This window comes from Mesorhizobium huakuii, assembly GCF_014189455.1.
In the GTDB taxonomy this organism is placed as follows: domain Bacteria; phylum Pseudomonadota; class Alphaproteobacteria; order Rhizobiales; family Rhizobiaceae; genus Mesorhizobium; species Mesorhizobium huakuii_A.
In genome coordinates this window covers 3,232,296-3,244,466 of sequence record NZ_CP050296.1, presented here as the reverse complement: position 1 = coordinate 3,244,466, position 12,171 = coordinate 3,232,296, and the positions used below count along the sequence as shown (strand labels likewise).

9 protein-coding genes and 1 pseudogene are annotated in these 12,171 nt (G+C 63.8%); 4 read left to right on the top strand and 6 right to left on the bottom strand.

The window, feature by feature from the left end:
* The first annotated feature begins 107 nt into the window (after positions 1-107).
* Genes HB778_RS16115 through HB778_RS16105 form a run of 3 tightly spaced genes read left to right on the top strand, consistent with a single transcriptional unit; the run spans position 108 to position 3,868 of the window.
* Complete coding sequence (locus tag HB778_RS16115; RefSeq protein ID WP_183464729.1) at positions 108-1,586, top strand: mannitol dehydrogenase family protein; 1,479 nt, start codon at positions 108-110, stop codon at positions 1,584-1,586.
* Positions 1,587-1,601: 15 nt separating this feature from the next.
* The gene (locus HB778_RS16110) at positions 1,602-2,285 is read left to right on the top strand and encodes an HAD family hydrolase (RefSeq protein ID WP_183464728.1); all 684 of its coding nucleotides are present in this window, start codon (positions 1,602-1,604) and stop codon (positions 2,283-2,285) included.
* The gene (locus HB778_RS16105) at positions 2,282-3,868 is read left to right on the top strand and encodes an FGGY-family carbohydrate kinase (protein ID WP_183464727.1); all 1,587 of its coding nucleotides are present in this window, start codon (positions 2,282-2,284) and stop codon (positions 3,866-3,868) included. Before HB778_RS16110 ends, HB778_RS16105 begins: the two co-directional genes overlap by 4 nt.
* A gap of 9 nt (positions 3,869-3,877) precedes the next feature.
* Here HB778_RS16105 and HB778_RS16100 read toward each other — a convergent pair whose 3' ends face one another.
* From HB778_RS16100 to HB778_RS16075, 6 genes and pseudogenes are all read right to left on the bottom strand, one after another.
* Positions 3,878-4,963, bottom strand: coding sequence for an ABC transporter ATP-binding protein (locus HB778_RS16100; protein WP_183464726.1), 1,086 nt, complete (start codon positions 4,961-4,963; stop codon positions 3,878-3,880).
* Positions 4,964-4,965: 2 nt separating this feature from the next.
* Positions 4,966-6,011, bottom strand: a pseudogene (locus HB778_RS16095) (NAD(P)-dependent alcohol dehydrogenase).
* A 15-nt stretch (positions 6,012-6,026) separates the two neighbouring features.
* Positions 6,027-6,839 (bottom strand): carbohydrate ABC transporter permease, encoded by an 813-nt coding sequence (locus HB778_RS16090; RefSeq protein ID WP_183464725.1) that lies wholly within the window; start codon positions 6,837-6,839, stop codon positions 6,027-6,029.
* Entirely contained in the window at positions 6,836-7,702 is an 867-nt protein-coding gene (locus tag HB778_RS16085; RefSeq protein ID WP_183464724.1) for a carbohydrate ABC transporter permease, read from the bottom strand. The genes HB778_RS16090 and HB778_RS16085 overlap by 4 nt, the downstream gene beginning before the upstream one ends.
* A 189-nt stretch (positions 7,703-7,891) precedes the next feature.
* Complete coding sequence (locus HB778_RS16080) at positions 7,892-9,166, bottom strand: ABC transporter substrate-binding protein (protein WP_183464723.1); 1,275 nt, start codon at positions 9,164-9,166, stop codon at positions 7,892-7,894.
* Between the two features lie 240 nt (positions 9,167-9,406).
* On the bottom strand, positions 9,407-10,324 hold the full coding sequence (locus HB778_RS16075) for an AraC family transcriptional regulator (RefSeq protein WP_183464722.1): 918 nt from the start codon (positions 10,322-10,324) through the stop codon (positions 9,407-9,409).
* A gap of 251 nt (positions 10,325-10,575) precedes the next feature.
* Here HB778_RS16075 and HB778_RS16070 point away from each other — a divergent pair, with 251 nt between their 5' ends.
* Positions 10,576-11,979, top strand: a complete 1,404-nt coding sequence (locus HB778_RS16070) for an MATE family efflux transporter (RefSeq protein WP_183464721.1) — start codon at positions 10,576-10,578, stop codon at positions 11,977-11,979.
* The last annotated feature ends 192 nt before the right edge of the window (positions 11,980-12,171 follow it).

Sequence of the window (12,171 nt, the reverse complement as noted above, 5' to 3'; positions counted from 1 at the left end):
TCAGAGGCCGCATCGGCCTCGCAAGGTATGTGCCGTCCCTTACCCTCTCCCGAGAGGACCGGGAGAGGCGGAGTAACGAGGCCGGAGCCCGGCCAAAGGGTAAACAGATGACCGTGAAACTCTCTTCCGCCAATCTCGCCAACCTCCCCGCCAAGGTCGGCGGTCCGAAATATGACCGTTCAAAGCTCAAGGCCGGCATCGTGCACTTCGGCGTCGGCAATTTCCATCGCTCGCACCAGGCGGTCTATCTCGACGATCTCTTCAATTCAGGTGTCGGCCATGACTGGGCGCTGGTCGGGGCCGGCGTATTCGATGGCGAGAAGGTCGGTCGCGGCAGGCTCCAAGAGCAGGACTGGCTGACCACGGTGGTCGAGCAGGATGACGGCCATATGAGCGCCCGTGTCACTGGCGCGATGATCGACTTCCTGATGCCGGGCGATGCGGCCGGCATCATCGAACGGCTGGCTGATCCGGCGATCAAGATCGTGTCGCTGACCATCACCGAAGGCGGCTATTTCATCGACCCGGCGTCGGGCAAATTCAACCCGGCCCATCCGGATATCGTTGCTGACGCGCAGCCCGGTGCTACGCCGAAGACGGTGTTCGGCCTCATCCTCGCCGGGCTGGTGCGCCGGCGCGACGAAGGCACCGTGCCGTTCACGGTGATGTCCTGCGACAACATCCCCCACAATGGCCATGTCACCTCGGACGGCGTCATCGGTCTGGCGCGGCTGATCGACGAGGATCTGGCCAGCTGGGTGAGCGGCCATGTCGCCTTTCCCAATGGCATGGTGGATCGCATCACACCGGCCACGACGGATCGCGAGCGCGGCATCCTGGCCAAGGATTTCGGCGTCGAGGACGCCTGGCCAGTGTTCTGCGAACCGTTCCGGCAATGGGTGCTGGAGGATCGCTTCACCGATGGCCGTCCGCCGCTGGAAAAGGTCGGCGTGCAGTTCGTCAAAGACGTCGCGCCCTACGAGTTGATGAAGATCCGCATCCTCAATGGCGGCCATGCCACCATTGCCTATCCGGCTGGGCTGATGGACATCCATTTCGTCCATGAAGCGATGCAGGAGCCTCTGGTGCGCGGCTTTCTCGACAAGCTCGAGCATGACGAGATCATCCCGACGGTGCCGCCGGTGCCGGACACGGTGCTGGAGGACTATTACCAGCTCATCGAGAAGCGCTTCTCCAATCCCAAGATCGGCGACACCATCCGCCGGCTCTGCCTCGATGGCTCCAACCGTCAGCCGAAATTCATCATCCCGACCATCGCCGACCGGCTGAAGGCAGGGAAAGGTGTCGCCGGCCTGGCGCTGGAGTCCGCACTTTGGTGCCGATACTGCTTCGGCACGACGGACAGCGGCGCCGTCATCGAACCCAACGATCCGAGCTGGGACCGGCTGCAGGCAACGGCAAAGGCGGCAAAGGATGCGCCCGCCGCCTGGCTCGCCATGGAGGACATCTATGGCGATGTCGGCCGCGCCACGGCGTTTGTCGAGGCCTTCAGCCATGCGCTCAACGTGCTGTGGGCCAACGGCGCCCGCGCCACGCTGACGCGCTACATCGCCGGCAAGCTCTGAGAGCTATCAGCCATCATGACGCCTGAACTGGTCATCTTCGACTGCGACGGCGTGCTGGTCGACAGCGAAGCGCTCTCCATCTCGGCGCTGCTCGGCATGATCGAACTTGCCGGCGGCAGCGTCAGTGAGGACGCCGCCTACGAGCATTTCCTCGGCAAGAGCATGAAAAGCGTGCGCGAGATCCTTGGACGCGACTTCGGCCTGGAGATCAGCGATCAGCATCTGACCGCCATGCGTGTCGACCTGATGCGCAAGTTCCGTGAGGAGCTGAAGCCGATTCCCGGCGTCAAGGAGATGTTGCCGAAGCTTGGCCTGCCGTTCTGCGTCGCCTCGTCGGGCACGCTGGAACGCATCCGCTATGCGCTCGAGGTCACCGGCCTGCTCGGGCTGATGGAGCCGCATCTGTTCAGTGCCGCCATGGTTGCCAAGGGCAAGCCGGCGCCCGACCTTTTCCTGCATGCCGCCGCCAGCATGCGGGCGCATCCGCGCAAATGCCTCGTCATCGAGGACAGTCCGGCCGGTGTCGCGGCGGCGCGCGCGGCGGGCATGCGCGTCTTTGCCTTCACCGGCGGGTCGCATGCCGGCAACCCCGCACTGAAAGCGCGGCTTGCGTCGAGTGAACCGGACTTTATATTCGCTGACATGCTGCAATTGCCCGATCTGATTGCAGGCCTGGGAGCGAGAGTTAGAGCATCTTGACGAAACAGTTTGTTTGCGCGGTCGATGTCGGCACCGGGAGCGCTCGCGCGGGCATTCTCGACGCCAGTGGTATCTTGCTCGGCCGTGCCGATCGGCCGATCGCCATGAACCAGCCAAAGCCCGATCACGCCGAGCATGATTCGCGCGATATCTGGTCGGCCGTCTGCGCGGCAGTGCGTGCCGCTCGCGAAAAAGCCGGCGTCGCTGCGCAGGACATTGTCGGCATCTCCTTTGATGCCACCTGTTCGCTGGTGGTGCGCGACCGGCAAGGCGAACAGCTCAGCGTTTCGACCACCGGCGACAAGCGTTGGGACACCATCGTCTGGCTCGATCACCGCGCCATTGCCGAAGCCGACGAATGCACGGCGAGCAGCCACGAGGTGCTCAACTATATTGGCGGCGTCATGTCGCCGGAGATGGCGACGCCGAAGCTGATGTGGCTGAAGCGCAACCTGCCACAGACATGGAATGAAGCCGGCTATCTATTTGACCTGGCCGATTTCCTGACGTGGCAGGCGACGGGCTCGCTCGCCCGCTCGCAATGCACGCTGACCGCCAAATGGACTTACCTCGCGCATGAAGACACCGCATGGCAGCGCGATTTCTTCGAAATCGTCGGCCTCGACGACCTTTTCGAGCATGGCAATCTGCCGGAGAGGGCCAGTCCGGTCGGCGCCGACATTGGTCCGCTGACGGCGCAAGCAGCGGCGGAGCTCGGCCTGACGGAAAACTGCCGGGTCGGTGCCGGAGTCATCGATGCCTATGCCGGCGCGCTTGGCGTGCTCGGCGGCTTTGCAGGCGATGAGCAGGATATCGGCCGGCATCTGGCGTTGATCGCCGGCACATCAAGCTGCGTCATGGCGATGTCGCCCGATCCGCAGCCTTTTGCCGGCGTCTGGGGCCCTTATTATGGCGCGGCGCTGCCCAAGCTGTGGCTGTCGGAAGGCGGCCAGTCGGCCACCGGCGCGCTGCTCGACCACATCATCCGCTGGCACGGCGCCGGCGGCGAGCCGGACGCCGCTATGCATGCCAAAATCGCCAGGCGTGTCGCCGAACTGCGCGCCGCCGAGGGTGACAACCTCGCCGCGCGCCTGCATGTGCTGCCGGATTTCCACGGCAACCGCTCGCCGCTCGCCGATCCTCATGCCGTCGGCGTCGTCAGCGGGCTGACGCTGGATTCCTCCTTCGACAGTCTGTGCAAGCTCTACTGGCGCACCGCCGTCGGCATCGCGCTCGGCGTGCGACATGTGCTGGAGGCGCTGAACGAGAACGGCTATCTCATCGACACGCTGCATGTCACCGGCGGCCACACCAAGAACCCGCTGTTGATGGAGCTCTACGCCGACGCCACCGGCTGTACGGTGGTCGAGCCGCTGGCCGACGAAGCGGTGCTGCTCGGCACCGGCATGGTTGCCGCAACCGCCGCCGGGCTTTTCCCCGACCTCAACGCCGCATGCCTTGCCATGCAGCAGGGCGGCAAGCGGCGTGCCGCCAATCCGGCCGCCGGTGCCCGCTTCGATCGCGACTACCGGATTTTCCTGGAAATGCACCGCCAGCGCCAGGCGCTCGACGCGATTCGGTAGGCCCTTTGCCTACTGCTTGCGCAGCGACGCGCCCGACGTCGCGTCGAACAAATGGATGCTTTCTTCCTCGAATGTGTAGCGCACAGGGGCATTCAGCACCGGGCATTCGCGTGCCGGAACCAGTGCGCTGATCTCCTTGCCGCCTGAGCCGAACGTCACCAGCGCATCATTGCCGTGGAATTCGATGAGGTCGGCCGTGCCTTGCAATATACAGGCGATCTCGGCATTGGCCGTCTTCAGGTCCGGCGGCCGGATGCCGAGCACGGCGCGGTCGCCATGCTGCAGATGGAAACCCCGACCTTCGATCGAAAGCACCGTTCCGGCACCGGTCAGCGTCCAGCCATCCGCCTTACGGCCAACCGTCACCTCGACGAAATTCATGTTCGGCGTGCCGATGAAGCCGGCGGCGAACATATTGCCGGGCCGCAGGTAGATTTCTGCCGGCGTGCCGATCTGCTCGATGACACCCTCCTTGAGCAGCACGATGCGGTCGGCGAGCGTCATCGCCTCCAACTGGTCATGGGTGACATAGACGGTGGTGGTCTTCAGCGATTGGTGCAAGCGCGCGATCTCGACGCGCATATGGTTGCGCAGCTTGGCGTCGAGATTGGAAAGCGGCTCGTCGAACAGGAACACTTTGGGCGTCTTGATCATCGCACGGGCAATGGCGACGCGCTGCTGCTGGCCGCCGGAAAGTTCGGCCGGCTTGCGGCCGAGATAGGGTTCCAGTCCGAGCGTCCTCGACACCGCTTCGACCCGCTTCTGGATCTCGGCCGCAGGCACCTTCTGGCGCCGCAGCCCGAAGGCGATGTTGTCGAAGATCGTCATATGCGGATAGAGCGCGTAGTTCTGGAACACCATGGCGATGCCGCGGTCGCCCGGATCGAGATCGTTGACCACCTTGCCGCCGATCGAGACCTCGCCGCCGCTGATGTCCTCCAGCCCCGCCAGCATGCGCAGCAAGGTCGACTTGCCGCAGCCGGACGGGCCGAGAAAGACGACGAATTCGTGCTCTTCAATGCTGAGGTTCAGGTCGCGGATGACCGTGGTGGCGCCATAAGCCTTGTCGACATGGGAGCAAACGATCGCGGACATGATCATCCTTTCTCGCCGCTGAGCAGGATCTGCAGCTTGACGTCTTCCGGATTGCCTTGGGCAGCCCGCTCGAAGGCCTTGATGCTGTCGGCGAAGTCATAGGTGCCGGTGATCAGCGGCTTGAGGTCGACCTTGCCGGAGGCGATGAGCTGCAAGGCGCGGTCGAAGATGTTGGCATAGCGGAACACCGTCTCGATGCGAACCTCCTTCGAGATCGCCGCCGGCACGTTGAGAGCCAACGGCTCCACCGGCAGCCCGACCAGCACCACCGCGCCGCCCGGCCGCACGACATCGAACAGGTTGGCGAAGGCCTTCGGGCTGCCGCTCGCCTCGAAGACGATATCGGCGCCCCAATTGTCGGTCGCGGCGGCCACCGCATCGACCAGCGACTGCTCGCCTATATTGACCGGCACGATGCCGGCATATTGCGCGGCGATCTTCAGCTTGGGCGCGGAAAAATCGGAGATCAGCACTTTCGAGCAGCCGCCGGCAAGCGCGGCGAGCGCGATCATGATGCCGATCGGGCCGCAACCGACGACGACGGCGACATCGCCCGGAACGATGCGTGCACGGCTTGCCGCCTGCATGCCGATGGCGAAGGGCTCGACCATGGCGCCCTCGGCGAAGGAGACATTGTCGGGCAGTTTGTAGGTGAAGGCGGCGGGGTGCACGGCGTAGGGCGCGAGCACACCGTGCACCGGCGGCGTCGCCCAGAAACGGACGTCAGGGTCGACATTGTAGATGCCGAGTTTGGTCGCGCGCGAGGACAGGTTCGGCACGCCCGGCTCCATGCAGACGCGGTCGCCGACCTTGAAGGTCTCGACATTGGCGCCGGTCTCGACAACCGTCCCCGCGGCTTCGTGGCCGAGCACCATGGGCGCGCGCACGACATAGCTGCCGATGGCGCCATGGGTGTAATAGTGCACGTCGCTGCCGCAGACGCCGACCGTGTGGATGGCGATCTTGACGTCGTCCGGCCCGACATCGAGCGGCAGCGCGATCTCGCGCAACGACAGTTCGCCTTTTTTTCAAGCACCAGTGCCCGCATCGGGAAATCCTCACATCAAGTCTTTTTTTGCCGGAAAACGGAATTCAGGAAGCCGCTGAGCACGCCGAGGAACAGCAGCGGCGGCAGCGACAAGAGCACGACCGAGGCATTGAGGATCCCCCACGGCACATTCATGCCTTGCTGGGAGAGTTCCGAGGCGACGATCGGCAAGGTCTTGGCGTTGGAACTCGACAGCATCAGCGCGATCAGGAATTCGTTCCAGACCAGCACGAAGCTGAAGGCAACCGCTCCTGCCAGGGAGCGCGCCGCGACAGGCAACGCGATGCGCCAGAACACCGAATAGGCGCCGTAGCCATCGACGAAGGCCGCTTCCTCGATCTCCTTCGGCACGCTCTGGAAGGCGGGGATGGCGAGCCACATGATCACCGAGATGGTGAGCAGCGAGTAGGTGATGATCAGCGCCGGCAAAGTATCGTAGAGGCCGACCTGCAGCCAGATCACCATCAGCGGTATGGCGACCGCCACCGGCGGCAGGAAGCGCAGCGACAGCACGAAGAACTGAATGTCGCCGGCCCAGCGGTTGGGATAGCGCGCCACCGCGTAAGCCGCCGGCAAGCCGAGGACAATGCCGATCACCACGGCCGAGCCGCAGGCGACGACCGAGTTGTAGAGCCCGGTCAGCACGCTGTCGCGGCCAAGGATATAGCCGATGTTGGCCCATGTCGGCGTGAACACCAGGCGCGGCACGCGGGTGATGATGTCGACATTGTTCTTCAGCGCATTGAGCGCAGTCCACAGCAGCGGAAACACCGCCATGAAGCCGGCAAATGCCAGCACGATCCTGCCGATCAGGCGACCCGGTCTCATGCCTGCACCCGCTTCCACAGCATGGTGAAGGTGATGACCGTGGCGATCATCATCAGCACGGCCATGGCCGAGGCGTAGGAGACCTTGCCGGATTCGATGAAGCCTTGCGAGAAGGCATACATGTCGAGCGTTTCGGTCGCCACGCCCGGGCCGCCACGGGTCATGACATAGATCAGGTCGAAGGAGCGCAGCGATTCGATCATCTTGACGAACATCAGGCTGATCAGCGGCGCCTTCAGCATTGGCAAGGTGACATAGGCGTGGATCTGCCATCGCCGGGCATGGTCGAGCCGCGCCGCCTCGATCGGCTGCGGCGGCAGGGTTTCCAAGAGCTTCAGCACGATGACGGCGAAGAACAGCCCCCACTGCCAGACATCGACCGAGGCGACGGCGAACAAGGCCGTCCCCGGCTTGGACAGCGGGTCGAAGATCAGCCCGCCGGTGAGCAATCGGTAGGGGTAGGTGGCGATGCCGTAGAGGGGATGGTAGGCGAATTTCCAGACGAAGGCGGCCGAGACGCGCGGCAACAGCACCGGAATGATGAACAGCAGGCAGTAGACATTGCGCAGGCGTGGGCTGGCGACCTCGAACATCAGCACGCCGAGCCCGATCGCCACCACCATGGTCGCGACAACGGTGACGATCTCCCATTTCACCGACACCCAGACCGCGTTGAGAAAACGGCGGTCGAGGAACAGGTCGACGAAGTTCGACAGCCAGACCCAGGAATAATCAGGTGTGCTCAACTCGCGATTCTGCAAGGCGATGACGATGGCGTAGAGCGTCGGCACCATCGACAGCACCAGAAGGATGGCGATGGTCGGAACGACGAAGGTGACAGGGAGCGACGTGCGTCGGGCCATTGGCATCTATCCTCGCTTGCGTCTCGATCGTGTCGGCATGATTTCTCCTAGAGTTTTGACGCAATTCCGGACGGAAAACCGATCACACTTTTCCTGGAATTGCTCTAGGGAGCAAAGGTTCCCGTGGCGCACAGGTCCCGGCATTGCGGACAATGCCGCGGGCCGCGCGCCACGGGCGGGAGGATGGCTCTATTTCTTCTTCGCCAGCTCGGTGGCATAGGCCTCGAGTTCGTTGAGGCCGCCCTTAATGTCGGTGCGGGTGCCGGTGACCAGTTCTTCGAGGATGATGCCCCAGCGGTCGCCGAGATCCGGCCAGCGCGGATCCTGCCAGAAGTTGACCGCCGTGACCTTGCCGGTTTCGGCCAGCGCCTGGCCGAGGTCGGCGCCGTAGATATCGGCGAATTCCTTGCTGGACAGGATGCTGGTGCGGTTCAGTTCACCGAACTGATGAGCGTCGAGCCGGCGCTTCTCGTTTTCCTTCGATGTCGCCCAGGCGATGAACAGGCCGGCGCATTTCTTCGAAGCGTCGTCGGCATTGGCCTTCGCCGCGATGGCAAGGCCATGGCCGTAACCGCCGCCGGGCAGCGGCGAGGGCGGCGGCAGGAAGCCAATCTTGCCGACCACCTGCGAGGTCTTCGGATCGACCGCCATGCCCGACAGCGGCGTCGATTCAACGAGGATGGCGACCTGGCCCGACAGGAAGGCGCCGGTCGATTCATCCCAGCTGCCGGTCTGCGTGCCGGGGGCCGAATCCTTGAACAGCTTGAGGTAGGTCTCGGTCGCCTTGACCGCGGCGTCCGAGTTGAAGACCGGCTTGTCGCCGTCGAACCACTGGCCGCCATAGGCCTTGAAGAAGGGCATCCAGCGCCAGACATTGGCGCCCGAGCCGCGTGCGCCGCGCAGTGCGATGCCATACATGCCCTTGTCCGCATTGGTCAGCTTCGGCACATCGGCGATCAGCTCGTCCAGCGTCTTGGGCGGCTGGATGCCGGCGGCTTCGAGCACGTCCTTGCGGTAGACCATCAGGTCGCCGCCGCCGGTCAGCGGCGCGAACCAGACCTTGCCGTCATAGGTGGCGACCTTCTGGCGGCCGGGATCGAAGTCGGCATAGTCATAGTCAGCCGGATAATAATCGGTCAGCGGCACGATCCATTTCGACGAGGCAAACAGCGCGACATTGGCTTCGTCGACATAGTAGACGTTGTAATTGCCGACCGTGGACGCATCGGCGCGCGATTTTGCCCGGCGGTCGTTCTCGTTGAGATAGTCGATCTGGAAGCCGGCGCCGGCGAGCTTCTCGAACTCGGCCTTGGAGTCCTCCAGAAGCGTCAGGCCGTCGCGCGGCTGCGCCAGCACCTTGACCGGCGCCGAGCAGACCGGCGCCTGCGCCAATGCGATGGTGGAAACGGTAGCGGAAAGCATGAAAGCTGCGCCCAAGCCCGCAGCGAGCCGAATTGGTTTCATTGATTTTTCTCCTCCAGGAACACTCGCAGGAAGCGGAAGTCCTCGGGTTCTGCGATCCTCACCATCGCCCGAGCGACATGCCACCCATCGCCAAAATGCGGAGTTCAATCGGGGCAAGCTAGAAGCCCCGTTGCAGCAAACCTGTACTTTTATGCATTGTGCAGCGCAAAATACGGTAGCCATCCACGGCTTCCGTCACATGAGTATCGATTTTGTCCAAGCCGTTGATTCAGGGCGTGCTTATGCGCGCATCGTCAGCCGCTGCCGCGACAGTTTGCGATAGGAGGACGGCGTCATCTTGTGCTTGCGCAGGAAGGCGCGGTTGAAGTTGGAAATGTTCATGTAGCCGACCTGGAAACAGATATCGGTGATCGCGACATCGGTGTCGGCCAGGAGCTTGCAGGCCTGCCAGAGCCGGAGCTTGGCGAGATGGTCGCTGAAGGAGTTGCCGGTGTTCTTCTGGAAGAAGCGCGAGAATGTGCTCTCGCTCATTCCGGCGCGTTCGGCCACGTCGGGCAGCTTCAAATCCTCGGCGAAATGCTGGAACAGATAGGTCAGCGTGCGCTGGATGATGTCGAGCGAGGCGGCGTCGAGAGCCGGCGAGAAATCCGGCGACGACAAGAGCTCGTATTCGTCGGTCCTGGCCAGGAGGTCGACCAGTTCGAGGAACAGGCAGAGGCGGGCGAGTCCATGCACGGTTCCCATCCGCTCCATCAGTCCGGCGCCTTCCAGCGCCGTGCGGCCGTGAAAAACCATGCCACGCAGCGACCGTTCCAGGAACGGCTCGAGCTCGCGCAGTTCGGGCAACAGGCCCGCCGAGCCACGCAGCCTCTGCGCATCGAACTGCAGGACGATGTCGCGCCCTTCGATCAGCTCGCCCGGCTGCACCGCGGTCACCCAGTCATGCGGCAGGCCGCCGCCGACGATGGTCAGATAGCCCGGCCCGAACTCGCCGATGTGATCGCCGACCAGGACCACGCCGGAGGATTTCCGCAGCAGATGGATCTCGTACTCCGGGTGGAAATTCCAGACATTGCGTTCCCAGGGATAGTCGTCGAGCCGCCACAGGAAACTGTCGCTCGCCTCGGTGACGATATGTTCGAAGGCCGGCGCTGTGCGCGGGATCGCGGCCGGGTTTTTTCGCTGTCTGAACGCCATCCATTCCTCCCGGCGGGCTCGCTGGCTGCCGATCTCCAAGGCAATCCGTAACAGCCCACGGCCGGCAAGGGAACGAGGCAACGGCACCCCTGGAAGGGCGCTGGCTCAATCGCTCACTGTCCCTCCTCCCTTGCCTTCATGTCGCGTTTCGTCCAAAAGCTGACGCAAACGCCGCGAAACCGAAGGTTTTGCCGTTTGACATGCGGCTTCCGGCGCTTTGCCGACGTGCCGTATCTGGAAAGAGCGGAACAATGTCTGCGATCGAAGCCGGCGCTCGCGCGCCGGAAAATCTTTGGCGCCAGGAAATCAGGGCGACGCTGGCGCTGGCCTGGCCGATGGTGCTGACCAATCTCGGCCAGACCGCGATGACGGCCACCGACGTCATGATGATGGGACGTCTTGGAGCGGATACGCTGGCCAGCGGCGCGCTTGGCGCGAACCTCTATTTCATGCCGCTGATCTTCGGCCTTGGGCTGATGCTGGCGACGTCGCCGATGATCGCCACAGAGCTTGGCCGTCGCCGCTATTCGGTGCGCGATTTGCGCCGCACCGTGCGCCAGGGCCTGTGGCTGGCGATCCTGATCTCGATCCCGATCTGGCTCGTGCTCTGGCACGGCGAGACGATTCTGCTGGCCATGGGCCAGGAACCCGCGCTGGCGCATCAGGCCGGCATCTACCTGCGCTGGCTGGAATGGGCAGTGCTGCCTTTCTACGGCTATATCGTGCTGCGCTCGTTCATCTCGGCGCTGGAGCGGCCGGGCTGGGCGCTGATCACCGTCTTCGTCGCTGTCGCCTGCAACGCCGGCTTCAACTGGGTGTTCATGTTCGGCAATCTCGGCTTTCCGGCCATGGGCATTGCCGGCTCGGGTCTCGCCACATCGCTGTCCAGCACGCTGATGTTCGTCGGCATGGCTGTCGTGGTGATGCTGGAGAAGAAGTTCCGGCGCTACCACCTGTTCGGCCGCTTCTGGCGGTCCGACTGGCCGCGCTTCAAGGGCTTGCTGCGGCTCGGCCTGCCGATTGCCGGTATCCTCGCCTTCGAGGTGACGATCTTCAACGCGGCGGCACTGCTGATGGGCCTGATCGACGCGGATTCGCTGGCCGCGCATGCGATCGCCATCCAGATCGCCTCGATCTCCTTCATGGTGCCGCTCGGCCTCAACCAGGCGGTGACGGTGCGTGTCGGCCTTGCGCATGGCGCCGGCAATCCGGAAGGCGTGTCGCGCGCCGGCTGGACCGCCTTTGTCCTCGGCGTCTCGTTCATGGCGCTGATGGGGCTGGTGATGGTCCTGTGGCCGCATCTGCTGATCAGCGCCTTCATCGATCTCGCCAACCCGGCCAACGCCCGTGTGATCGCGCTCGCCGTATCGTTCCTGGTGTTTGCAGCACTTTTCCAGGTCTTCGACGGCGCGCAGGCGGTGGCCGCCGGCATGCTGCGTGGCCTGCACGACACCAAGGTGCCGATGATCTACGCCGCGATCGGCTATTGGGGCGTCGGCCTGCCGCTCGGCGTGCTGCTCGCCTTCCATTTCGGCTTCCACGGCGTCGGCATCTGGATGGGCCTGTCGACAGGGCTGGCCGTGGTGGCGGCGCTGCTTCTGACGCGCTGGCTGCGGCGGGACCGGATCGCACCGCAGTTGGCGTTCGGGCATTGAACCTGACGGTCGCCGGATTGGCGGCCGTCATGTCCTAACATTGCGGCTCATTGAATGGAGCCTTCATGTCGGCCCACGAAACATCTGCTTTGCGCCACATGTCGGACGTTGAGGTAAGCTCTGCCGTTGTCTGAAAGCAGACACCGCTGGCGGTAGCGCACGCAAAGCCCCGATCCCATCATCGATCCAGAC